Below are 24165 nucleotides of genomic sequence, written 5' to 3'. Positions count from 1 at the left end.
CGTGAGGTTAAAACTGTTGCCCTAAATCAAAAACAGGAAGATAAAGCGCTGATACGATACCGCCCAGCATAACACTTAGCATGACCATAATCATCGGTTCGAGATAACGCTCCAATATTGAGAGCTGATGCTCCCACTGACGCTTTTCCAGCAAAGAGGCTTGTATGAGTGCATCCGCGAGTTGGCCTGTCTGCTCTCCATTTTTGATCATGGCCGTCAGTGATGGTCCGAACCGAGGATGTTGTGCCAATAGCGTGCCAAATGATTGCCCTGTTTGTAGCTGATATGCCAGCGTATTCAGTCTCCATTGGTCATCAGGCAATTTCAGGAGCAGTAATCCCTGATCAAGGGGAACACCCTGTTCAAGTGCCAGTCCCAGAGACTTGAGAATCAGGACCTTCTCTCCGTTAATCAATAGAGGCCCTATAGCGGGAAGTCGATGCATAGCCTGCAAGAGCGGTTGCCAGGCACTCAGTAATATCAGTCCACTTGCCATGAGGATGGCAATGCAGGTTATCGCGTGATGTGTGACAAGCGATGAGCACTGGAAGAGAGACTGTGTTATCCACGGCAGCGCGGTCATGTGATGCGCGTATAAGCCTTCAAACACGGGGACGACTTTAACTAACATGACCAGTACCATAACGGTGCTTAGGATGCCGACAATCAGGGGATAGTGGAGTGGGGCCGTTAGTCGCCTCTTCAATGTGATACGTTCTTCCAGCCACTGGCTGATCTGCTGCAAAACAGGCACCAGCTGCCCGCTTTTTTCGGCCAGTTTTATCAACGTGATAGCAAGTGGAAAAGTGCGGTTCAGGCCTGTTGTAATAAAGAAGTCTGACAATGGATAACCTCGTTCAATTGATACTGCCATTCCCTGCCAAAAGAGCTGCTCACTCCCTTTTTTGTGTATTTCTTGCTGGTTTTCGATAGCGTTACCCAAATCGATTCCCGCTTCCAACTGGAGAGCGAGTTGGTCAAACCTCATCTTCCAACGAGAGGCTTTTGCTCGTGGTAGAGTGCGGCGTAAGCGTTTAAGTGATATGACCCAAATACCTGTCGCTTCCAACTCTTTAAAAGCGGCCTGTTTGTCAGCTGCCAGCAAGCGGCCACGCTGATGCTCACCTGTTGTCGTCCTTCCATACCACTGCCAAATCCCTATATGCTTGGGGAAAGGGAGTGTATTGACTTTTGCTGAGGTGTCAGAAGAGGGAATTGCTTCCCGGGGAGCAAGAACAGTATTGAAGCCACGAACTGTTGAAGACATACCTGTCGTAGTCGAGGAGGCATCAGAGGACATACATGAGGTCCTCTGATGCCACCATGCCTTTCGACACAAGTGCCATGCCCGCTTGTTTCAATCCTGCCAATGCAGCTTCTGTCGACAGTGCTTTGGGAAAATGAAAGGGGGGAGTGCCCATGTCAAAGAGGCCAATGCGCCCAGATCGCCCCTGATAACAATGAGGACACTCTGCATGGGAATGCGTTTTTGATAACAGAGGCGTCTGTGGCAGCGCTTCTCTTACCTGATAGTGGTGTTCTTCGGAGTATAATTCTTCAGAGTATAAAGCGGCGTTAGTACCACGACAATGCACACACAAGGCCGGAACCAGCCGCTGCGCAATGACGAGTGACAACATTTCCTTTAATGCCTCTTCCACGATGCCCAATTGGCGCAATCGTGCCCAGCAGCCATATACACTGGCCGCATGAACGGTCGCGATGACCAGATGGCCTGTCTGTACGGCTTTGAGCGTAATGTCAGCTGTTTCTTCATCGCGTATTTCCCCGATCATGATGACATCCGGGTCCTGACGCAAAAATGCTCGGAGTGCAGTAGCAAAGGTGAGTCCTGCCTTAGGTTCGATCTGAACCTGCTGTACCCCGGGCAAGTGGTGCTCAACAGGATTTTCAGCGCTGATGACGTGGCGGCCCTTACGATCAATCTGCATCAATGCACTGTATAACGTACTGGTTTTACCGCTGCCTGTAGGGCCACAGACGAGTATGAGCCCACGGTTTTTCGTCAGTGCCTTTTTTACCTGCTCTACCTGATGCAGACTCATCCCCAAGTGATCCAGCTGCAAAGAGAGCAAATCTGCATTAATCAGGCGCAGCGTCAACTTTTCACCGTGGATAGTTGCCAGTGTAGCAACACGAAACGAGACGTCGCTTTGGTCCGCTATCGTCAACACGAGCGCTCCATCCTGTGGTAAACGGCTCTCGGCTATATCCATCCCCGCCAATAACTTTAGCCGCAAGAGGCAACGTTCCCCTTCTTGATGGGGGACTTGATCAACGACGCGCAGGCGGCCATCAATACGGATGCGGATCTGATAGTAAGTGGGGTCCGGCTCAAAATGAATGTCCGAGCCTCGTAACAGCAGGCATTGCTGCACGAGTTTTTCCAGAAAATGTGCCGGTGTTTCGTCCACAGTACTTTCGTCTGTAATCGGCACATTGGTCGAGCCATTCAGTCGTGCATAGATTGCAAGCCATTTGTTGTGCCGTTCTGTGTCAATGATATGTTGAACGAAATTTTTTCCTGTAACGAATCTTAATCTTGCCAGAATATCCGGTGCCAAATGCTTATCGCAGCCAATATGTAGCACGCCATCCTCTTCCAGCAGGGGAAGAAGGCGTTCCCGATGTAATAGCGCCAGAGGAAGATGCTCATGGGGCAACCGACTAATATCGCTGTCATGAAGTGGGAGGTATTCACAGTCCTCTTTTGAGGTGAAGGGAACGGTAGAGTACGCATCTTCGACAGAGGAATATTCCGGGGCAAGTGCAAATGACCTACGCATCCCATAAGCTTTTTCAGCATGTCGTTCAATCCGTTCAGGATGCTTTAGTTGTCCAGCATGCTTTAGTTGTTCAGGGTGCTTTGGTTGTTCAGAGTCATGCCGCGCTGGTGGTATAGACGACGGTTGACGAGATGATGAAGATTGACGAGGTGGTGACGGTTGCGATAGGGGCATCTGAAAAATCTCTTTCATGACTTTTGTGATGTCCCTTATCGGCCAAAACCGGCAGAAATTTAGGCTAAATTTTTACTTGGAAATGCCGTTATAGAAATTCGTCAACCAGGGAGGATTTCTTATGACACATTCACAACCCACTTTTGCACGTTCCATTCTCAAGGCTATTTCCATTATTTCCAGGCATATAAAACGACGGGCAGTCGTGTTTACTGAATGCCTGCTACGCACAGGGAGGCTTCATTTTTTCTCAGAGGGAAAACGACGTCTCCGGTGGGTGACTTCTTACCATACATCGGGGGAAGCAGGATTTACCTTGCTTGAAATGATTGCAGTGGTGGCAATTATCGGTGTATTGGCAGCCATTGCCGTGCCGCGGTATCAACTTTATGTGGCACGATCACAAGTGGCCTCTGCATATCTTTTACTTAAAGGTCAGCAAATCAGCGTTGAAGATCACCTGTTACGGGGGCAGATACCTACGATGGCTGCACTCGGTTACTCTGTTCAGCACGTGAAGCATTTGCATGGAAAATGGAATGTGACGTCTCAAGGCGCTCTGCGTTATGACTTTGGTGATGGTGCTGCACCCCGTATTGAAAAGGGAAGCTGGCTTGAGCTGCGCCCCGGAAATGACACCCGTGGGTGGCTCTGTGTTGCGGGTGGAAATTTGGCAAAAGAGCTGGTACCTACCGGTTGTCAGGCTGAAGGAGGCGCCGGTGTCAAACTGGTTGATGCCACTAAGGGGTAGTCGTTACCTTTTGGTTAACGGGAGGATATAGTGCTTTGGCCGTATTGGCGCTGGAGCTCTCCTGCTTACGCCTGCTACCCTTGAACAAACCGTGAGAGGGTAGCTGGTACTCGTGGCAATCAGTCAGCGGCTATCCATACGGAAAGTGTTCCGATCCAGTAAATATCCCGTATAGCTGCATTCAGCCGTTGGGTGGGTGTTTCTATTGATAACTCATGCGATTCTTCTGAATGAATATCATGAGGACAGAACAGCTCGATATCGATATGGCGCTGGCCTGTTTCCGCATTGTGTCGGTAGTGAATGGCGAGATGAGTTCTTTGCTTCCAGCAAGGATCAGACCCCCAGCGTTCATTCAATAAATGGATAATGTCGGTGCGAAGAGGCAAGTGTTCGCGATGCTGGTGATCTTCTTCACGATCATTTTCGGTGTCGATATGAAACGTGACGTCGGCCAGGTTGGGAAGCTGCTGGCGGAATTCCTGAGTGACTGCCATTCCGATTTCATGCGCTTCAGTGACCGAAATGGTGGGGGCTACCTGTAAATGGACATCCAGCGATATCTCGGCGCCCAAACGTCGTGCACGAAGGTCATGCAAGCCCTGAAGTTCAGGGATAGGCGTGACTGACGCTGCCAATGCCTGCATTTGCTCCGCAGGCAGGGCGGTATCAACCAGCTCTTTACTGGCAGGCCATAGCGTATCAATGCTGATTTTGGCGATCATCAGGGCAACCAGTAAGGCGGCCAGAGGGTCCAGCCATGTCCAGCCGAACCAGGTGCCTACCAGGCCCACCAGGACGATGAGGGAGGAGGCTGAGTCAGTACGCGAATGCCAGGCGCTCGCCTTGAGCAGCGGTGAGTTTTGGCGAATGGCAATATGCATTGTCCAGTGATATAGCCCTTCTTTCACAGCAAGGGCGATCAATGTGATGACAATAGCCCAGATGCTGGCTTCCTGAGCAATATGCCCTTGCAGCAGCTTTTGCAGGCTTTCCCAGATCATGGCGCCGGCAACGACAGCCAATACGACGCCGAGCCACAAGCTTGCCATGGTTTCGATACGACCGTGACCATAAGGGTGGTCCTCGTCCGGAGCGCGTCGACCATAATGCGTGGCAGCCAGTATGATCATATCGGTCAACAGATCTGCCAATGAGTGTACACCATCAGCAATCAGGGCATTTGAGGCAGTCATGATGCCCACGATCAGTTTTGCGATTGCCAACAGGCCATCCGCCAGGGAGACGGTTTTATTGACACGTTGCGCTTCACGCTGGTGTTCGGCGGTATCTATAGTCTGAGTATCGGACATTGCATTCTTCAATTGATAAGGTGAAATAACGTGTACGCTATAAAGTGCTGAAAATCATGCGCATAATGCACTCATTTTAGACTCGATTTTGAACATATTGGCGAATAAATCAAACGCATCGGGAGTTGAGAATCAATCGTGTTATACAGATGGGGTCGCTATCCTGAAACCATTGCCAATATAATGCCGACTGATCGAACAATGCCGTTTGCTTTATCCACACACCGTAAAGTGATGCTCGAAATAAAACAGGAATGGAACGCTACAGCGAATATATCGTGGAGCACTCTTTCCTGAGCACTGAGTGGGCTACTAACGCTATTGTGGTTTAGAATGAACGGTTTTCTACAGTAAGGAATTTTTTTGGTGTCTTTTTCCACGGTCAAATTGCGTCATATGCTGGCGAATGCCTGTGAGCAGGCGGGGATTGGTCCGGTTTTTCGGATACTCGCCATCCTGCTACTAGTGCTCGTGGCGATGATGACAGCGCCTTTGATCTTCCTGATGGTGCAACATGACTCGGATATGAAAGCGTTCGGGTCGTCGATTCTGATCACGTTGTTTGTATCGGGAACGCTGTTGTTTCTTACCCGACATTCGACGATGCACCTTCGTCCCCGGCAGATGTTTGTACTCACCGTTATGAGTTGGGTGGTATTTGCAGCGTTTGCCAGCTTGCCGATGATATTGGGTTCCTCACGCTTGTCAGTAGCCGATGCCATTTTCGAGTCCGTTTCGGGTGTTACCAGCACGGGAGCAACCGTTATTGTCGACCTTAATCATACGTCAGAAGGTATCAAGCTCTGGCGAGCCATCCTTCAATGGGTGGGAGGGGTCGGAATCATCGTGATGGCGATTGCGATTCTTCCTTTTCTCAAGGTAGGGGGAATGCGGCTTTTCAAGACTGAATCTTCGGCATGGAACGAAAAAATTGTTCCCAGAGCGGGGGGCGCGGCCAAATCCATCGCGGTGGTTTATCTTATTCAAAGCTTTATCGCGATGCTGACCTACTGGCTGCTTGGGATGACGCCCTTTGATGCGATCACCCAGGGGATGACCTCCGTTTCGACGGGGGGATTTGCCAATTATAATGAATCATTTGGTGTTTACGACAATCATCCTGCCATTCTCTGGGCTTCGATTGTATTCATGATGAGTGGTGCATTGCCATTCGTTATCTTTTTGCGAATGTTTACCCAGCACAAATTCGATTTATGGCGGGATCAGCAAGTCCGTGGATTCTTCATTATCGTCTTCGTCGTGATTGTGCTGATGTTTTCCGAGAGAATGCTGCATCACCCTGGGCCGTTCTGGAAGAATCTGACAGAGGTCACCTTTAATGTTGTATCGGTAATCACCACGACTGGCTATGCCACCTCGGATTACAATGGATGGGGAACGTTTGCTGTCAGCCTGTTCTTTTATCTGTTGTTCATTGGTGGCTGTTCGGGCTCTACCACGGGAGGCATCAAGGTTTTCCGCTTTCAGGTAGGTTGGCTCATGCTTGTTAACCAGTTACGCCACCTGGTGCATCCATCTGGTGTCTTCGCCCAGCGCTATAATGGTCGCCCCCTACGGGACGATATCACCCGTGCGGTCGTTGCCTTTACATCTTTCTTTTTCTTTACTGTCGCGGCGCTTTCAGTGGCGTTGTCTGCCCTTGGCCTCAACATGGAGACAGCGCTGAGCGCATCAGTCTCCATGTTAGGGAATACTGGCCCCGGGTTAGGGCAAATGATCGGTCCTGCGGGGAATTACCACAGCATGCCTGAAACGGCCAAGATTCTGCTCTCGGTTGCCATGCTGATGGGGCGTTTGGAAATTCTGACGGTCTTGGTGCTCTTTACACCCACCTTTTGGCGGAGTTAACTGTCATATATAAAAAAGCCCTCGCAAGAGCGCGTTGCTCAATACGAGGACTATTTTCTACCGTTCACTGCCATTCAGTCTGTTGGTCAGCGCCAGGGCTATAATGAGTTACTCTTTTTCCAGCAATTCAGGTGCCTTGCAGTTGAGTACAGGGTTCGCATATTCGAGCAACCAATAAGGGCGTAATTCTTCCGGCACATTGGCCAGGCGTTCTTCGAAGCGGTTTCGGTCGGCCTCGGTTATACCGGAGAGATCGACCAGCTCGGGATGCGTTCCCAGTTTTTCCAATGCGAGATAATGGGACGGATAGAGCTGATATCCCGAAAGCACCTGACGATCGATTTCCTGTGCCAGCTCTTCAGCCGAATCAAAATGAAACTCGGTGAGCGGCGTGCCGAAGCGCAGCTTGACACGGCCTTTCTCCCCGACAATGCCAGTCGCAATGGAGTGCATGTCCTCGAATTCAATCTTTTTGTAGCTTTCCCCATTTTCTTTCGCATGCAGCTCGCGAGCCTTGTTCACATCGCAGGGATCATATTCGTAACTGATGGACACCGGTACGATATGCAGCTTGCTGAAAATATCGGAAATGGGTACTTCCTTGTTTTTTGAGCGCTCGGCCATGCTGAGCATTTTGATAATGCCCGGGTCGGTGCGATCAATACCATCCTTGGCTCTGCCCTGACGCTGTGCCAGCCAGATCGGATGGTTCTCATCACAAATCGAGAACTGGATGTACTCCGATAATAACTGAAACGCTTTTAGCATCTCCCGTTTACCCGCGGACGAACGGGGTACGACGAAACTTTTGTTCAGGCGCATCAACGAGGAAACGTAGGGCTTCTCGAGCAGATTATCTCCGATTGCAATCCTTACTGTACTGCGTTTTTTCATGTGCAGCACATAATTGACGAACGCCGGATCGAGCGAAATGTCACGATGGTTGCTGATGAAAAGATATGCTTGATTACGTGGCAATTCATCAAGACCTTCTACTGAAAGATCATCAACCGTACGGCTGATCATATTGCGCATGAAGTCGGCAATATGTTGCTGAAAATCATCAATGGTATGCGTATCTTTCAATTTATGGCGAATACCCATGCCAGCCAGCAAACGCGCAAGGCAGGGAAGGGCCTTGTTCAGACGCGGGAACTGATAGCGTGCAATGGCCGCCTGAAATTCGTTGTCGTGAGAAAGCGCTTTAACGACGCCATCGACCTCACTGTCATAGTAAGGCCGCAAGGATGAAAAACGGTCATTCTCTTGCATGGGGGAGTCAGAAGACTTCATGAAATAATCACAACGCTAATCTAGGTAAACAGAGTAATAAATATACTAACTATATAGGCCAAGGCTGGATTTTAACTGAATAAACGAGCGTTATTCATGTCGCTCAATACCGGCCAGAAGTACTGTGTCGGAGTACTGTATGCTAAATACTATCGTGAAGTACTGTTGCGAAGTACTGTTGCGAAGTACTATGCCTGATCCCAGGGGGCACTGCCCGGTGTTGCCTCGCCGCCCAGCCATGTCAGCAATTGACGGGTAAAAGTGCTTAGGGTGGATGACATCAGCGCAAATTCAGTTTCCATGCGAACCAGTGCATCACCGTCCTGTGTGTCTTCATCGGCATCTTCGATCAAACGATCATCGAATTTGATGTTTTTGATGGCCAGGTCATCCAGTAGTGTGAACGCAAGCTCGCCTTCCACCGCCAGTGACAGTTTGCTGACCAATCGGCCGGACGCCAGTGCACTCTGGATTTCATCACTTTCCGGGTCGATAGCGCGTGCTCTCAGCACACTGTCATCTTCACCCCTTAATTCTACATCAATCCCGATCTCAAGATTATCCGGCCGTGAGGAGGGCTCTTTCAACCATTGTGTCATCGAACGGCTGACAGGCTGACGGGTTGCCAACGGTGTAACCTTGAGTGACCCCAATGCCTCGCGCAACTGATCCAGTACTTCTTCACAACGCTTGCGACTGGAATTGGCCACGCCGATCAATGCGTTTTCGATATCCCACCAGATGTCTACATGAGAATGACGAGTAAAGGCCTGTGGCAAAAGCTCTTCGACAATCTTTTCCTTCATAGCCTGCTTTTCACGGCGTGCAGGGGGGGTGCCATGTGCCGCTTCGTAGGCTTCGCAGCGCTCTTCCAGCTCGTCATTCACGACGGTTGTGGGCAAAATACGCTCCTGACGACGCAAGCGAAGCAGACGATGCCCCATGATTTCATGCACAAGTTGTTCACTATGGCGACCAGCCGGTGCGCTGAAACCAACGCGCCGCGCTTCATGTTTACCTACCGGTATGAAGCGGTGTTCACCCAGAAGTGTTTCCAGTGCATCCGTATCAAGAGTCGGCTGCTGATGTAATCGAAAAAGGTGTAAATGCTTGAACCACATAACTCTGTCCATCTGAAAAGTCGGCGTATTATGGCGAAATGCGGCGTGTGATTCCAGTTGACGCTTAAAGTAATCCTGTTTGTTACCTGGATTTACACTTTATAGTCGATTTATAGGGGGTAGCTCGAATCGAGATATGGTATACTTTATTCCCTTTTCAACAAGTTGCCTGAATGTTCTTTCCGCCAGTGTTTGTGGTTGATGTTCCGCCTCTTCGGGAGTGCTCTTCACGGTTTTCATTTGATGGAGCGCAACGTAGGCGTCAGGTAATACAAGCAACGTTTGTCTAGATCAGATCGGGATTTTTGCTCCATGGGTGATATCGCCAGAGAGATTCTGCCAGTCAATATTGAGGATGAGCTCAAGCAGTCCTACCTCGACTATGCCATGAGCGTCATTATCGGCCGCGCGCTGCCTGATGTACGTGATGGTCTCAAACCGGTTCACCGCCGTGTTCTTTTTGCTCAGAATGAGCTGAACAACGCATGGAATCGCTCTTATCTCAAGTCTGCCCGCGTAGTGGGGGACGTCATCGGTAAATATCACCCTCATGGTGATAGCGCCGTTTACGATACGATCGTGCGCCTGGCACAGGATTTCTCCATGCGCTACCCGTTGATCGACGGGCAGGGTAACTTCGGTTCCATCGATGGCGATAGCGCTGCGGCGATGCGTTACACCGAGGTGCGCATGGCGCGTCTGGCTCATGAGCTGCTGGCTGATCTCGACAAGGATACCGTGGACTGGGTCGATAACTACGACGGCACCCAGCAGATCCCTGAAGTCCTGCCCACCAAAGTGCCCAATTTGCTGGTGAATGGGGCTGCCGGTATCGCGGTAGGGATGGCTACCAACGTGCCGCCTCATAATATGGGGGAGGTGATCGACGCCAGTCTGGCATTGATCGACAATCGTGATCTCACCATTGATGATCTCATGGAGTACATCCCCGGCCCGGATTTCCCGACGTCCGGCATCATCAATGGGCGTGCGGGTATCGTTGAAGCCTATCGTACGGGGCGTGGTCGTATCTATATCCGTGCCCGTCATACGGTTGAACACGATGACAAGAGCGGTCGCGATCACATCATCATCACTGAATTGCCCTATCAGGTGAACAAGGCACGCTTGATCGAAAAAATCGCCGAGCTGGTCAAGGAAAAACGCATCGAGGGCATTGCCGAGCTGCGTGACGAATCCGACAAGGACGGCTTGCGTGTCGTGATCGAGACCAAGCGTGGCGAGTCCGGCGATGTCGTGATCAATAATCTGTTTGCGCAGACTCAGCTCGAAAACGTGTTCGGTATCAATATTGTTGCGCTGGATAATGGTCAACCCCGCACGCTGAACCTCAAGGAAGTGCTGGAAGCCTTCCTGCGCCACCGTCGCGAAGTGGTCACTCGCCGTACCCTGTATGAGCTTAATAAAGCGAAAGAACGTGGCCACGTATTGGAAGGCTTGACGGTTGCCATCTCCAATATTGATGAAGTGATCGAGCTGATCCGCGCCTCCAGCAGTGCACAGCATGCTCGTGAGCGTTTGCTGGATCGTAGCTGGCGCCCCGGGCAGGTCATTGACATGCTGGAGCGCGCAGGTGCCTTCAGTTGCCAGCCGGAAGATGTGGGTGAAGGCTATGGTTTAAGTGAGGACCGCAAGGAGTATCGCCTTACCGAACAGCAGGCACAGGCTATTCTTGACTTGCGCCTGCATCGCCTGACAGGCCTCGAAACCGAAAAGCTGCTGTCCGATTACAACGAAATCCTGGAAAAAATTGCTGAGCTTTCCGCTATTCTGGCCTCGCCCGAGCTGCTGATGGATGTTATTCGCAGTGAGCTCAACCAGATTCGCGAACAATATAATGATGAACGCCGCACCGAAATTCAGGTAAGCCGTCGTGACCTGACGGTCGAAGATTTGATTGCGCCTGAAGAGATGGTCGTCACGATCTCCCGCACCGGATACGCAAAATCACAGCCATTGTCAGATTATCAGGCACAAAAACGTGGTGGTCGTGGTAAATCGGCGACCACCATGAAGGATGAAGATGTCATCGAGCATCTGCTGGTGGCCTCAACGCATGACACCGTGTTGCTGTTCTCTGATCGCGGCAAAGTGTATTGGCTGAAAGTCTACGAAGTGCCAGTGGCGAGCCGTGGTGCGCGCGGGCGTCCGCTGGTCAATCTGATCAATCTGGATGAAGGCGAGTGGGTAACGGCGATTCTGCCGGTCAAAGAGTACCGTGACGACAGCTTTATCTTCTTTGCTACCGCCAACGGAACGGTCAAGCGTACATCACTGGATCAGTTCTCCCGCCCACGTTCAGCCGGCCTGATCGCGCTGGATCTGGATGAAGGCGATCAGTTGGTAGGAGCCGCCATTACACACGGTAATGACCACGCCATTCTCGTATCGTCCAACGGCAAGGCCATTCGTTTCGATGAAACAGTTGTGCGCTCAATGGGGCGTACGGCAAGAGGTGTCCGCGGTATGCGCCTGCTGGATGACTCAAAAGTGATCAGTCTGATCATTCCGCGCACTAAAGTTATCGATGCGGCGGCCGATATTGAAGTGGAAGAGGGCGAAGGTGTTGAAGAAGCCGTTGCGGTGGAAGAGGTAACGGATGAGCAGATCTACATCCTGACATCTTCCCAAAATGGCTATGGTAAACGTACTCGCCTTGAAGAGTTCCCACTGCGTGGTCGTGGTGGTCAGGGTGTTATTGCGATGCAGACGACCGCGCGTAATGGTGATCTTGTTGCCGCCATTCAGGTTTCTGATGCAGATGAAATGATGTTGATTACGGATCGCGGAACTTTGGTACGTACCCGCGTGGAAGAAGTGTCCTGTAGCTCGCGTAATACGCAAGGTGTACGTCTCATCAAGACGGCTGAGGGTGAAACGCTCGTGGCTACCGTGCGTCTTGATGAAGAAGCGATTGCTGGAGATGCTGCGGATAGTGTGGAAGGTGCTGAAGAGGAAAGTGTTGAAGTAGACATTCCAGAATCTGGTGCCGACGCTGATGCTGCTTCCGAGGCAAATGCCAATGCTTCTGAAAGCGATGTTTCTGAAAGCAATGCTTCTGAAGAGGATGGCACTGACGTATCCGGGGATGACGAAGACTAGGTGTCTTGGCGCTGTGGATCCTTGAGTGGCTGCTGGGTCTCAGGGTGAACAGCGCCAATCCATCGTTACTATTTATCGAAACTACACATGTTATCGAATCGCGCCACATTTATATGGCGCTGATTCTTTTTCCTGTTATATGATTTTCTACTCTTCATGAAAAAGAGTGATTTGTTTCATGGATCAGGTGAATGACAACGGTATTATGCTCACATGCATGGGGAGCCGATGCAGCGTCGCCTCTTTAGCCACTCTGCGTCGTTTCTCCTCCACGACATGAGGTTTATGTGGGGTCATATGCGATGTTTTTCACGCTGCCTGTTACAGGTCCAGTCAGCTTGGATTATACAAGAGCAGGTCGGGTCAGTTCAGGCCTGATCAGTTCAGATCTAAAGTCAGTTCAGGTTCAATCAGGATAATAAGGTAAGCTCCTCTCATGCCACGATATTTCAATTTCTGCTCTGGTCCCGCTACTCTTCCGCTCCCCGTACTGGAGCGCGCCCGTGATGAACTTGTGGATTATAACGGCAAGGGGCTTTCCGTCATGGAAATGAGCCACCGTGGCAAGGATTTCGTTGAAATTGCACAGCGTGCCGAACGTAACCTTCGTACGCTGATGAATATTCCTGATCATTATCGCGTATTGTTCATGCAGGGGGGCGCAACCTCCCAGTTTTCTGCTGTTCCGCTGAATCTGCTCGGTAAAGGCGGTACAGGCAACTATCTGGATAGTGGTGTATGGTCGGTCAAGGCGTTTGATGAAGCGAACCGTCTAGGCAAGGCACAGATCATTGCGTCTACAGCGGAAGAAGGATATCGCCGTGTACCTGATATCAGGCATTTGTCACTGACCAGTGATGCCACCTATCTGCACATGACTGATAATGAAACGATCGGTGGAGTGGCTTACCATGAACTGCCTGAGGTGGATGTCCCGTTGGTAAGTGACATGTCATCCTCCATTCTTGGGCATGAAGTGGACGTGAGCCAGTACGGTATCATTTATGCAGGTGCACAGAAGAATATCGGCCCCGCTGGCCTGACGGTCGTGATTATTCGTGAAGACCTGTTGGAACAGGCGGTCGAGCCCGTGCCCACCATGCTGAACTATCAGGTGATGGCGAAGAAAGACTCCATGCTCAACACCCCCCCCACCTATGCCTGGTACCTCTGTGGTCTCGTGTTCGAGTGGCTGCTGGAACAGGGCGGTGTCGCTGCTATCGAAAAAGTCAATCGTCGCAAGGCTGCCAAACTGTATGCTGCCATAGACGAAAGTGATTTTTACACCAACCCGATCGAGGTGGGAAGCCGTTCGATCATGAACATCCCTTTCCGCCTAAAGGATGAAGCATTGAATAGTGCTTTCCTCGAGGAGTCGAAAAAAGCGGGTTTGCTGACACTCAACGGTCACCGTAGCGTCGGTGGTATGCGCGCCAGTATCTACAATGCCATGCCGGAAGAGGGTGTGAATGCATTGATTGACTTCATGCAGGATTTCGCCCAACGCAACGGGTAAGTATCGGTACAGTTTGATAGTAGCGTATTTATCAGTAAGTGACTGGCAGCACATCCGATGTGTATTGCTCGTTAGCAGCATACAGTACGCTTTGGAAACATCGATAAGAATACAGTTGTGGTAACGACAGATTAATTGACAGGCATGATGGATTTTCCCTGATGGCAGATAAAAACAAGCCGCATGTGACAACGTTAAGTGAGGGCATAGGTGAGCTGGAAGACTTGCCTCTGCTCCGTGAGCGCATTGACCAAATTGACGCCGAACTGATTGCGCTGATCAGCGCTCGTGCACAATGCGCCCAGCAAGTAGGTAAAGTGAAGCTTAAGGAAGATCCTGAGGCCGTTTTTTATCGCCCCGAGCGTGAAGCGCAGGTACTGCGTCGCATCATGGCATTGAACAAGGGTCCATTGCCGGATGAAGAAATTGCGCGTCTGTTTCGCGAAGTCATGTCTGCATGTCTGGCCCTTGAGCGTCCCATTCGTGTTGCTTTTCTGGGGCCTGAAGCGACCTTCACACAACAGGCTGCATACAAGCATTTTGGGGATTCTGCCAAAACATCGCCGATGCCATCCATCGATGATGTCTTTCGTGAGGTTGAGGCCGGTTCGGTCGATTATGGTGTTGTGCCGGTTGAAAACTCTACGGAAGGGGTCGTCAATCACACGCTGGATTCCTTTATTCAGTCCAATATCAAAATCTGTGGTGAAGTGGTGTTACGTATCCATCACAACCTGATGGTGGGCGAAAATACCCGGCCCGAGAAAATCTCACGTATCTATTCCCACCCACAATCTTTGGCACAGTGTCGTCAGTGGCTGGATACCCACTTCCCGATGGCCGAGCGTGTTGCGGTCGCGTCCAATGCGGAAGCGGCTCGCATGGTCAAGGGGGAGTGGCATAGTGCCGCCATTGCAGGTGATATGGCCGCCAAGCATTACGGGTTGAATATTCTTTTTGAGAAAATTGAAGACAAACCGGATAACTCCACGCGCTTTCTGATTATCGCCAATAGCGATGTTCCCCCCAGTGGCGATGACAAAACATCGATTGTGGTGTCCATGCGTAACCAACCCGGTGCGCTTTATGCACTGATTGAGCCGTTGGAGCGCTATTCTGTTGACATGACGCGGCTGGAGACACGCCCTTCCCGCAACGGTGTCTGGAATTATGTCTTCTTTATCGATTTGAAAGGGCATCGTGACGACCCGACAATCGCTGAGGCACTTGAGGACGTACGCCAGAAAGCCTCTGACATGAAACTACTGGGTTCCTATCCGGTAGGTGTGCTGTAATGGCAGGTGTATTGTAATGGCGGAAGAGGCGCTTTTACCGACTACGATTGGATTGATCGGTGTTGGACTGATTGGTGGTTCGCTGGTCTCTGGCCTGAAAGAGGCTGGATGGCAAGGGCAGGTACTGGGCTATGATCTAAAACCGGGGGAGCTCAAACAGGCACTTGCTCTGGGCGTCATTGATGAAGCAGTGGATGTTGATCAAATAGCACGTACGGCTGAGCTGATTGTGCTGGCGGTCCCTGTTCAGGCCATAGGGACCGTCATGCGAGAAATGGCCCCCGTTTTACAGCAGCGAAATACCCCCTTTGTGGTGACAGACGTTGCCAGTGTGAAGTGTGCTGTCCAGGATGCGGTAATCGCCGCAATGGGCGACATGCCCCCATGGTTTGTGCCCGGCCATCCAATTGCTGGTGCCGAGCGTAGTGGAGTGGCTGCGTCTCGGCCTGACCTTTATCGCGGGCGTAAAGTGATTCTGACGCCTGAAGAACAGACGTCCCCAGATGCCATCATGCAAGTCAGTGCAGTGTGGGAAAAGGTAGGGGCAGAAATCCTTACCCTTGGGGTAAAGTGTCATGATGAGGTACTGGCACGCACCAGTCATCTACCCCATATGCTGGCATTTTCGCTGGTGGATACGCTGGCACAACAGGATGAGCGTCTCGAAATCTTTCGTTATGCCGCAGGTGGCTTCCGTGATTTTACACGTATTGCTGCCTCTGACCCGATTATGTGGCGGGATATCTTCCTGACCAACAAGGACGCCTTGCTTCATGCCTTTGATGAATTTGAGCAGGGCGCCAAAGCCATGCGCCGGATGATCGAGCAGGGCGATGCCGATGCGATGGTCACCACGTTTTCACGTGCGCAGCATGCACGGCAATATTTTCAATCGTTACTTAATCGTTCCAGTTTTCAAGCGAGTTATCATTCTATGGAACCACGCAACATTCGTTTCAAGGCTGCCCATGGCGGGCAAGTGGTGGGTAAAATCCGTGTTCCTGGCGACAAGTCCATCTCTCATCGTTCCATTATGCTCGGTGCGATTGCAGAAGGTACTACCCATGTCGAAGGGTTTCTGGAAGGTGAAGATAGCCTGGCTACTTTGCAGGCATTCCGCGATATGGGGGTGACAATAGAAGGCCCTAACAGTGGCGAGGTAACGATCCATGGTGTTGGCCTGCATGGGCTGCGGAAGCCGACCAGCGCGCTCTATCTGGGCAATTCCGGTACAGGCATGCGACTATTCAGTGGTCTACTCGCCGGTCAGGCCTTCGATACGGAGCTCACCGGTGATGAATCCCTGAGCAAGCGCCCAATGAACCGTGTAGCCGACCCACTGCGCCTGATGGGAGCGAATATTGAGACTGCTGAAGGCGGTCGGCCTCCGCTGAATATTCATGGCGGTCAGTCGCTCGAAGGGATCGATTACACACTCCCTATGGCCAGTGCGCAGGTGAAGTCCTGCCTATTGTTGGCCGGTCTCTATGCGCGAGGGGAAACCCGAGTCACAGAACCTGCACCGACGCGTGACCACACGGAGCGTATGTTGCAGGGCTTTGGCTATCCAGTAACGCGTGAGGGTGCTGTGGCGTGCCTGAAAGGGGGCGGCAAGCTGGTAGGGACGAATATTGATGTGCCAGCGGATATCTCCTCGGCAGCCTTCTTCCTTGTTGCTGCTTCTATCACTCCGGGGTCAGATCTGGTGCTGGAGCATGTTGGCATTAACCCGACCCGCGTAGGCGTAATCAATATTCTGCAACAGATGGGTGCGAATATTCGAATTGAAAACGAACATGAAGTGGGTGGCGAGCCGGTTGCGGACTTGCATGTGCGTTATGCGCCATTGAAAGGTATTGATATTCCTGAAGATCAGGTGCCCTTGGCCATTGATGAATTCCCTGTTCTCTTTATTGCGGCTGCCAATGCAGAGGGGACGACCCGATTGCGTGGCGCTGCTGAATTACGCGTAAAAGAGTCCGACCGTATTCTGGCCATGGCTAATGGTTTGACGGCATTGGGTGTTGAAAATACCGTTCATGAAGACGGAATCGATATCATTGCCGGTCCTTATGGAGGCGGTGAAGTGGATAGCCTTGGGGATCACCGTATTGCGATGGCGTTCACCGTTGCTGCCTTGCGTGCTTCGGGTGATATTCTGATTGATAACTGTGCCAACGTGGCGACCTCTTTCCCCAACTTTGAAGCACTGGCGAATCAGGTCGGCATGCATGTGGAGAGCGAAACCCTATGAGTAAAGCACCTGTTATCACGATCGATGGCCCCGGTGGGGCTGGAAAAGGGACAGTATCCGCCTTGCTGTGTGAGGGCCTGGGCTGGCATTTGCTGGATTCCGGTGCACTCTATCGCCTCACCGCGCTGGCCGCACAGCGTCACCGTGTCCCCTTCGAAGATGAAGCAGGTGTTGCCGCACTGGCACAAACGTTGCCAGTGGAGTTTCTAGTGACAGAGGGCCAGCCTCGGATCGAGTTGAATGGTGATGTCGTGACCGATGCCATTCGTACGGAAGAGGTGGGCGCCAATGCGTCGATTGTGGCTGCGCATCCCGCTGTGCGCCAAGCACTGCTTAAGCGCCAGCGTGATTTTCTCAAGCCGCCCGGTCTGATCGCGGATGGTCGTGATATGGGCACAGTGGTATTCGAGGATGCGCCACTCAAGATATTCCTGACAGCCAGTGCCGAAGAACGCGCGCAAAGGCGTTATGCCCAGTTGCTTGACAAAGGGATGTCTGCTAACATAAATGACCTTTTAGAAGAGATCAACGCCCGTGACAAACGTGATCAGGAGCGCTCGGTATCGCCGCTAAGGCCTGCCGAGGATGCCATCACGATTGATAGTACAGCGTTGTCGATTGAGGCAGTTGTGGCACATATTCGTTCCCTTGCTGCTGAAAAAAACCTGTTTTAGGCCGGAAGGATCACCTTTTTCCCTACTGTGGGGAGGGGGTTCTTTGGCTTTAACCTGTTTTCAGGGTGCTTCATTCTCGCGTCATGATGCAGATTTGCCGTTATTCAATCAGGCAAGGCAAATTTCATCGAACCAGCGTTAACGCCTTTGAAGCGCATTATATTGGCCCATACTTGCTGGTGGTATGGAGATCGCGGCGATTTTGCCGATTAACGTAGATCACGTAGGAATAACATGAGCGAAAGCTTTGCAGATCTGTTTGAACAGTCCCTTAATGATATCAACATGGAACCGGGTGCGATTGTCACCGCGACTATCGTTGACGTTGATGGTGACTGGATCACCGTAAATGCTGGTCTTAAATCCGAAGGCCAGATTCCCGCTGCTCAGTTCAAGAATGATGCTGGCGAGCTGACTGTTAAGGTTGGTGACGAAGTAAGCGTTGCGCTGGAAGCCGTAGAAGATGGCTTCGGTGAAACTCGCCTGTCTCGCGAAAAAGCGAAACGCGCTGAGGCGTGGAAAGAACTCGAGAAAGCCTTCGAAGATGAAGAAATCGTCAAAGGCGTGATCAACGGCAAGGTCAAGGGTGGCTTTACTGTTGACGTAAATTCCATCCGCGCATTCCTGCCAGGTTCACTGGTAGATGTGCGTCCCGTCCGCGATACGACTCACCTTGAAAACAAGGAACTTGACTTCAAGGTCATCAAGCTGGACGCAAAACGCAACAACGTTGTCGTTTCCCGTCGTGCCGTTCTCGAAGCCGAGAACAGCGCTGAGCGTGAAGCACTGCTGGCTACCCTGCAGGAAGGTCAGCAGGTTAAAGGTATCGTCAAGAACCTTACCGATTACGGCGCGTTCGTCGACCTCGGTGGTGTTGATGGCCTGTTGCACATTACGGACATGGCTTGGAAACGCATCAAGCATCCTTCCGAAATCGTCTCTGTTGGTGATGAAATCAACGTTAAAGTGCTCAAGTTCGACCGCGAGCGCAACCGTGTTTCTCTTGGCCTGAAACAGCTGGGTGAAGATCCGTGGATCAACATCAAGGCACGTTATCCGGAAAACACTGTCGTTAACGCCAAAATCACTAATCTTACCGACTACGGCTGCTTCGCCGAGCTGGAAGAGGGTGTTGAAGGTCTGGTACACGTCTCCGAAATGGACTGGACCAACAAAAACATCCATCCTTCCAAGGTTGTACAGGTAGGTGAAGACGTTAAAGTGATGGTTCTGGATATCGACGAAGATCGTCGTCGTATCTCTCTGGGTATCAAGCAGACAACTGCTAACCCCTGGGAAGAGTTCAGCTCCAACTACAACAAGGGTGACCGCGTTTCCGGTACCATCAAGTCAATCACTGACTTCGGTATCTTCATTGGCCTGAAAGGTGGCATCGACGGTTTGGTTCACCTGTCTGACATCTCCTGGTCTGAGACTGGCGAAGAAGCAGTTCGTCACTATAAGAAAGGTGATGAAGCTGAAGCCGTTATCCTGTCAATTGATCCTGAGCGTGAGCGTATCTCCCTTGGTATCAAACAGCTCGAAAACGATCCGGTTTCCGAATTCCTGGCGGTTAACGACAAGGGCGCGCTCGTTACTGGTCGCGTAACTGAAGTTGATGCCAAGGAAGCACTTGTTGAGCTGGCAACTGACGTCGTTGCTGTACTGAAAGCATCAGAAATCTCTGATGAGCGCGTTGAAGATGCGCGTACAGCCTTGAACGTAGGTGATACTGTTGAAGGTCGCATCGTTGGTGTTGATCGCAAGAATCGTTTGATCAACATCTCTATTCGTGCGAAAGATCAGGCTGATACTCGTCGCGCAATGAAAGATTTGCGTAACGAAGAGCCTGAGTCTGAAGGTCCTACCACTATTGGTGACCTGATCAAACAGCAGCTCGGTCAGGAGTAATCTCCGGCTAACAGGAAGCACTCATGATTGATTGCTTCCTGTAATGAAAAAGCCCCGCAGCCATTATGGCGAGCGGGGCTTTTTTGTATCTTGGCTATTATAGCTGGCGCTCTCACTTGCTTATCACCGTCCACATTATTCTCCGGACAGCGCCTTGACCATTCCAATCAATATCGACAGCTCTCGCTGATTAGGCTCTGCTCTGCGGAAGAGAGCGCGTAAACGTTCTTCAGTACGCGCATGGGGTTGATTAAGAAAACCACTTTTAGTCAATCGGTCATGTAAAAGAGCATCGAAGTATTCCAACTGCTGAACATCCGGATGTTTTTCCCCATCAGACGCTTGTGTTAGTGCGGTAGTATCCATTTTTTGCCAGGCCGTCCTGACATCATAGCAGGCGATCTGTACGGCTTGTGCCAGGTTGAGGATGCCGTATTCAGGATCAGTAGGAAAGCTCAGCTGATGCGTGCAAAGTGCGATTTCTTCATTGGTCAGACCAAAGCGTTCACGTCCGAAAACGAGTGCAATATCTCCCCCTGTGGCAGCTTCTTTTATGACTGCATTGGCCATGGACTCACCCTTATCGAAACAAGGGAGTGCTAATTCACGCAAGCGTGCACTGGCACCGATAACAAGTGAGCAGCCTTTGATGGCTTCGCTCAGGTGAGAATAGGTCTTGGCATTGTCCAATACATCGCTGGAGGCACCCGCTGCCATTTTACTGGCTTCTTCAGAAGGGAAGTCGCGTGGATTGATCAGGCGTAGGTCTTTAATTCCCATTGTGCGCATAGCACGCGCTGAGGCACCAATATTGCCCGGATGAAAGGTGTGTACGAGAACAATTCGAATATGTGAAAGCAAAGAAGTCGTATGTGCCATAAAAACAATAGATAAGATGGGGGGAGCAAGTAGGGTAAATCGTAGTGTACAGCTGGAATTATTGCACGGATATCTTCAGCGGCGTGTACAACATAAAAGATGGTTAGAATACCATTTATTTTTGCATCAGGTTTACATGTTTTAAGGATATATCATTGAGTGCGCTCTCCGGAAAACCTGTTCTCCCATTATTATAAAAATGTGAATCTGGAATCACTGCTGGATAAAGAATGAATACAGCAGGTGAGGGCGATGTCATCCAATAATAGCTATTAAACTGGGCGTGTTATCCAATGAAAAAATTCTTCTCAGTGGTAACGATCATACTGGGGGTTTCCGCGGCTTATAATACATGGGCAGATGATTCATCTACCTGCGGTTATTCATTTACGCACAAGCCTTTTATCAGCCCGATGATTATTGCAGATTTGGAAACATGGGAAAGTGATAATGGAGAACAGATCGTTTCGATCAATCTACCTGAATCCATGGGGACCAATCGGTATTTTGGGGACTATAAAGCCTCAGGAGTAACAAAATTTGATCCTGCTCCTACTGTGACATATGAAGATGATTCATGTACTGAAGATAATGGAGGGTGTATGGCGCCCCCTTATAACTCTTATATGTTACTTGGAAAAACGGCGGATAATGTTTATGCCCTCTATACCTCGGATGGCGGTGGCGGTACCGGTGAATTTGAAAACCTGTTACTGGTCACATTCGAAAAGAGCAGAGGTTTTAAATATGATGCTACTCATCAAACATTCACCAATGATCGACCGCGGTGTCTAATAACACGGTTAAGCGAAATTCCGTTGGGTGACCGTTCTGTGGGTGATATTGCAATGAAGGGGAATATCATCACGATTCATACGACAAAGGACTTTGGTATTTGGGTGTTTTCAACACGTGAAAATGAAGTGACAGAGCATATCCGCGTGCCAGCATTGGATGATCTTCATGGTGGTGAATAATACAATTCTCTGGATTGGATATATTACGCTTACGCTATTCGTATGTTCATTTCAGCATTTTTATTAATAATATATTTGATTATATGAGACCTATATAAAAAGCCCTCCCTGGAGTACCAAGGAGGGCTTTATTTACTCACCTGATATTATCAGATGAAGATAATAGTGCGTATGATGATTACATCATGCCGCCCATTCCACCCATGCCGCCCATGTCAGGTGCAGCAGGAGCCTGTTCTTCAGGATCGTCAGTCACCATAGCTTCAGTGGTGATCATCAGACCACCGATAGAGCCAGCAGACTGAAGTGCAGTACGGGTGACTTTAGCGGGGTCAACAACACCGGCTTCCAGCAAATCGCCGAACTCACCAGTAGCCGCGTTGTAACCGTAGTTACCTTCACCCGCCTTGACCTGGTTAACGATGACAGAAGCTTCTTCACCCGCGTTGGTAACGATCTGACGTAGAGGTGCTTCGAAAGCACGCAGTGCCAGCTGGATACCGTGAGTCTGATCTTCGTTGTCGCCTTTGAGGTCGACAAGTTTGGTCAGCGCACGAATCAGGGCAGTACCGCCACCAGGTACGACACCTTCTTCAACAGCAGCGCGAGTAGAGTGCAGCGCATCTTCAACACGTGCTTTCTTCTCTTTCATCTCGACTTCAGTGGCTGCGCCCACACGGATTACGGCAACACCACCCGCCAGTTTGGCAACACGTTCCTGAAGTTTTTCACGATCGTAATCGGAAGAGGTTTCTTCGATCTGAGCACGGATCTGGCTAACACGTGCTTCGATGTCTGCCTCAACACCAGAACCATCGATGACAGTGGTATTTTCCTTGCTCATGGTCACACGACGAGCATTACCCAGATTTTCAACAGTCGCCTGTTCCAGAGAAAGGCCGACTTCTTCGGAAATTACCGTGCCGCCTGTCAGGATAGCGATATCCTGCAGCATGGCTTTACGGCGGTCACCGAAACCAGGTGCCTTGGCAGCGGCTACCTTGACGATACCACGCATGTTGTTAACAACGAGGGTCGCCAGTGCTTCGCCTTCGATGTCTTCCGCGATGATAACCAGTGGTTTACCTGCTTTGGCAACACCTTCCAATACCGGGAGAAGCTCACGGATATTGGAGATTTTCTTGTCAACCAGAAGAATGTAGGGATCTTCAAGTTCGACAGACATAGTGTCCTGATTGGTGACGAAGTAGGGCGATAGGTAGCCGCGGTCAAACTGCATACCTTCAACAACTTCAAGCTCGTCTTCGAAACCACGGCCTTCATCAACAGTGATAACGCCTTCCTTGCCGACTTTTTCCATTGCTTCCGCAATGATAGAGCCGATAGTGGAATCACCATTCGCAGAGATAGTACCTACCTGAGCGATCGCCTTGGAGTCCTTGGTAGGAACAGCCAGTTTCTTGACTTCTTCAACAGCGGCAGCGATTGCTTTATCGATACCGCGTTTCAGATCCATGGGGTTCATGCCGGCGATAACGCCTTTCAGGCCTTCATTCACGATTGCCTGGGCAAGAACGGTTGCGGTAGTGGTACCGTCACCTGCAACATCAGAGGTTTTGGAAGCCACTTCCTTCACCATCTGCGCGCCCATGTTTTCGAACTTGTCTTTCAGTTCGATTTCCTTGGCGACAGAAACACCATCCTTGGTGACAGTAGGAGCACCAAAGGATTTGTCCAGTACCACGTTACGACCTTTAGGGCCCAGCGTGGTTTTAACTGCGTCAGCCAGAATGTTGACACCACGCGCCATTTGTTTGCGTGCGTCGTCACCGAATTTAATCTGTTTGCCTGCCATTTTTAGCAATACCTCTAGTGAATCTGATATGAGTATTTCAAGAAGTTATCAAGCGTGAAGGGGCCACGACACGATAGGATGTGGCCTGGCTTGCCTGTTACGCTTCGAGCACACCGAGAATGTCGGATTCACTCATGATCAGGACTTCTTCACCATCAATTTTCTGTTTTTCGACGCCGAAACCTTCCTTGAAGATCACCTTGTCGCCAACTTTGACATCGAGAGGACGAACGTCGCCGTTCTCGAGAATACGACCGTTACCCACGGCCAGGATTTCACCATGTGTCGGCTTTTCCTGAGCGTTTCCGGGCAAAACAATGCCGCCCGCTGTCTTTTGTTCCTGCTCCAGACGACGAACGACGACACGTTCGTGCAAGGGACGAATTTTCATT

Annotated in this window: 17 protein-coding genes; 9 read left to right on the top strand and 8 right to left on the bottom strand. The window is 50.7% G+C overall.

The features are described from left to right. Window positions 1-7: 7 nt before the first annotated feature. Entirely contained in the window at window positions 8-1300 is a 1293-nt protein-coding gene (locus LMG33818_RS02820; RefSeq protein WP_442321829.1) for a type II secretion system F family protein, read from the bottom strand. After that, a complete protein-coding gene (locus tag LMG33818_RS02815; protein ID WP_442321828.1) occupies window positions 1290-2999 on the bottom strand; it encodes a GspE/PulE family protein in 1710 nt (569 codons plus the stop codon). Before LMG33818_RS02815 ends, LMG33818_RS02820 begins: the two co-directional genes overlap by 11 nt. Window positions 3000-3102: 103 nt before the next feature. Here LMG33818_RS02815 and LMG33818_RS02810 point away from each other — a divergent pair, with 103 nt between their 5' ends. Then, entirely contained in the window at window positions 3103-3732 is a 630-nt protein-coding gene (locus tag LMG33818_RS02810) for a pilin (protein ID WP_442321827.1), read from the top strand. A gap of 119 nt (window positions 3733-3851) precedes the next feature. On the opposite strand, the gene LMG33818_RS02805 is transcribed toward LMG33818_RS02810, so the two are convergent. Next, a complete protein-coding gene (locus LMG33818_RS02805; protein WP_442321826.1) occupies window positions 3852-5045 on the bottom strand; it encodes a cation diffusion facilitator family transporter in 1194 nt (397 codons plus the stop codon). 366 nt (window positions 5046-5411) lie between these two features. Between LMG33818_RS02805 and LMG33818_RS02800 the strand changes: the two genes are divergently transcribed. Continuing rightward, complete coding sequence (locus LMG33818_RS02800) at window positions 5412-6914, top strand: TrkH family potassium uptake protein (protein ID WP_442321825.1); 1503 nt, start codon at window positions 5412-5414, stop codon at window positions 6912-6914. A 108-nt stretch (window positions 6915-7022) separates the two neighbouring features. Here LMG33818_RS02800 and LMG33818_RS02795 read toward each other — a convergent pair whose 3' ends face one another. Continuing rightward, window positions 7023-8207, bottom strand: a complete 1185-nt coding sequence (locus tag LMG33818_RS02795) for a 1-acyl-sn-glycerol-3-phosphate acyltransferase (protein WP_442321824.1) — start codon at window positions 8205-8207, stop codon at window positions 7023-7025. Window positions 8208-8395: 188 nt separating this feature from the next. Next, window positions 8396-9328 carry a recombination-associated protein RdgC gene (locus tag LMG33818_RS02790; RefSeq protein WP_442321823.1) on the bottom strand — a complete coding sequence of 311 codons (933 nt, stop codon included), beginning with the start codon at window positions 9326-9328 and terminating at the stop codon, window positions 8396-8398. 312 nt (window positions 9329-9640) lie between these two features. On the opposite strand from LMG33818_RS02790, the gene gyrA reads away from it, so the two are divergent. The 6 genes from gyrA (at window position 9641) to rpsA (ending at window position 20101) form a co-directional block, all read left to right on the top strand. Beyond that, entirely contained in the window at window positions 9641-12451 is a 2811-nt protein-coding gene (gene gyrA, locus LMG33818_RS02785; protein ID WP_442321822.1) for a DNA gyrase subunit A, read from the top strand. Window positions 12452-12887: 436 nt separating this feature from the next. After that, window positions 12888-13967, top strand: coding sequence for a 3-phosphoserine/phosphohydroxythreonine transaminase (gene serC, locus LMG33818_RS02780; RefSeq protein ID WP_442321821.1), 1080 nt, complete (start codon window positions 12888-12890; stop codon window positions 13965-13967). Between the two features lie 161 nt (window positions 13968-14128). Then, window positions 14129-15262 carry a prephenate dehydratase gene (pheA, locus tag LMG33818_RS02775; RefSeq protein ID WP_442321820.1) on the top strand — a complete coding sequence of 378 codons (1134 nt, stop codon included), beginning with the start codon at window positions 14129-14131 and terminating at the stop codon, window positions 15260-15262. A 16-nt stretch (window positions 15263-15278) separates the two neighbouring features. Next, window positions 15279-17516, top strand: a complete 2238-nt coding sequence (locus LMG33818_RS02770) for a bifunctional prephenate dehydrogenase/3-phosphoshikimate 1-carboxyvinyltransferase (RefSeq protein WP_442321819.1) — start codon at window positions 15279-15281, stop codon at window positions 17514-17516. Beyond that, window positions 17513-18190 carry a (d)CMP kinase gene (gene cmk / locus LMG33818_RS02765; protein WP_442321818.1) on the top strand — a complete coding sequence of 226 codons (678 nt, stop codon included), beginning with the start codon at window positions 17513-17515 and terminating at the stop codon, window positions 18188-18190. Before LMG33818_RS02770 ends, cmk begins: the two co-directional genes overlap by 4 nt. Window positions 18191-18424: 234 nt before the next feature. Then, entirely contained in the window at window positions 18425-20101 is a 1677-nt protein-coding gene (rpsA, locus tag LMG33818_RS02760; protein WP_442321817.1) for a 30S ribosomal protein S1, read from the top strand. A gap of 135 nt (window positions 20102-20236) precedes the next feature. On the opposite strand, the gene LMG33818_RS02755 is transcribed toward rpsA, so the two are convergent. Beyond that, complete coding sequence (locus LMG33818_RS02755; protein WP_442321816.1) at window positions 20237-20980, bottom strand: RNA methyltransferase; 744 nt, start codon at window positions 20978-20980, stop codon at window positions 20237-20239. A 293-nt stretch (window positions 20981-21273) separates the two neighbouring features. On the opposite strand from LMG33818_RS02755, the gene LMG33818_RS02750 reads away from it, so the two are divergent. Next, on the top strand, window positions 21274-21957 hold the full coding sequence (locus tag LMG33818_RS02750) for a hypothetical protein (protein WP_442321815.1): 684 nt from the start codon (window positions 21274-21276) through the stop codon (window positions 21955-21957). A 178-nt stretch (window positions 21958-22135) separates the two neighbouring features. Here the strand turns inward: LMG33818_RS02750 and groL are convergent, their stop codons facing one another. Both groL and LMG33818_RS02740 read right to left on the bottom strand, forming a co-directional pair. Continuing rightward, window positions 22136-23773 (bottom strand): chaperonin GroEL, encoded by a 1638-nt coding sequence (gene groL, locus LMG33818_RS02745; protein WP_442321814.1) that lies wholly within the window; start codon window positions 23771-23773, stop codon window positions 22136-22138. Between the two features lie 97 nt (window positions 23774-23870). Then, window positions 23871-24164, bottom strand: a complete 294-nt coding sequence (locus LMG33818_RS02740; protein WP_442321813.1) for a co-chaperone GroES — start codon at window positions 24162-24164, stop codon at window positions 23871-23873. Window position 24165: the final 1 nt, after the last annotated feature.

The organism is Cernens ardua (assembly GCF_051251085.1).
Taxonomy (GTDB): domain Bacteria; phylum Pseudomonadota; class Gammaproteobacteria; order Pseudomonadales; family Halomonadaceae; genus Cernens; species Cernens ardua.
Note: the sequence above shows the minus strand (reverse complement) of the source record. Positions and strands in the feature narration are given on the sequence as shown.

Excerpts from the sequence above, each read along its gene's own strand:
- LMG33818_RS02740 (WP_442321813.1), bottom strand. The coding sequence starts at position 24,164 with ATGAAAATTCGTCCCTTGCACGAACGTGTCGTCGTTCGTCGTCTGGAG.
- LMG33818_RS02805 (WP_442321826.1), bottom strand. The coding sequence starts at position 5,045 with ATGTCCGATACTCAGACTATAGATACCGCCGAACACCAGCGTGAAGCG.
- pheA (WP_442321820.1), top strand. The coding sequence starts at position 14,129 with ATGGCAGATAAAAACAAGCCGCATGTGACAACGTTAAGTGAGGGCATA.
- rpsA (WP_442321817.1), top strand. The coding sequence starts at position 18,425 with ATGAGCGAAAGCTTTGCAGATCTGTTTGAACAGTCCCTTAATGATATC.
- serC (WP_442321821.1), top strand. The coding sequence starts at position 12,888 with ATGCCACGATATTTCAATTTCTGCTCTGGTCCCGCTACTCTTCCGCTC.
- LMG33818_RS02810 (WP_442321827.1), top strand. The coding sequence starts at position 3,103 with ATGACACATTCACAACCCACTTTTGCACGTTCCATTCTCAAGGCTATT.
- LMG33818_RS02770 (WP_442321819.1), top strand. The coding sequence starts at position 15,279 with ATGGCGGAAGAGGCGCTTTTACCGACTACGATTGGATTGATCGGTGTT.
- LMG33818_RS02755 (WP_442321816.1), bottom strand. The coding sequence starts at position 20,980 with ATGGCACATACGACTTCTTTGCTTTCACATATTCGAATTGTTCTCGTA.
- LMG33818_RS02750 (WP_442321815.1), top strand. The coding sequence starts at position 21,274 with ATGAAAAAATTCTTCTCAGTGGTAACGATCATACTGGGGGTTTCCGCG.
- LMG33818_RS02795 (WP_442321824.1), bottom strand. The coding sequence starts at position 8,207 with ATGAAGTCTTCTGACTCCCCCATGCAAGAGAATGACCGTTTTTCATCC.
- gyrA (WP_442321822.1), top strand. The coding sequence starts at position 9,641 with ATGGGTGATATCGCCAGAGAGATTCTGCCAGTCAATATTGAGGATGAG.
- cmk (WP_442321818.1), top strand. The coding sequence starts at position 17,513 with ATGAGTAAAGCACCTGTTATCACGATCGATGGCCCCGGTGGGGCTGGA.
- LMG33818_RS02790 (WP_442321823.1), bottom strand. The coding sequence starts at position 9,328 with ATGTGGTTCAAGCATTTACACCTTTTTCGATTACATCAGCAGCCGACT.
- LMG33818_RS02820 (WP_442321829.1), bottom strand. The coding sequence starts at position 1,300 with ATGTCCTCTGATGCCTCCTCGACTACGACAGGTATGTCTTCAACAGTT.
- groL (WP_442321814.1), bottom strand. The coding sequence starts at position 23,773 with ATGGCAGGCAAACAGATTAAATTCGGTGACGACGCACGCAAACAAATG.
- LMG33818_RS02815 (WP_442321828.1), bottom strand. The coding sequence starts at position 2,999 with ATGAAAGAGATTTTTCAGATGCCCCTATCGCAACCGTCACCACCTCGT.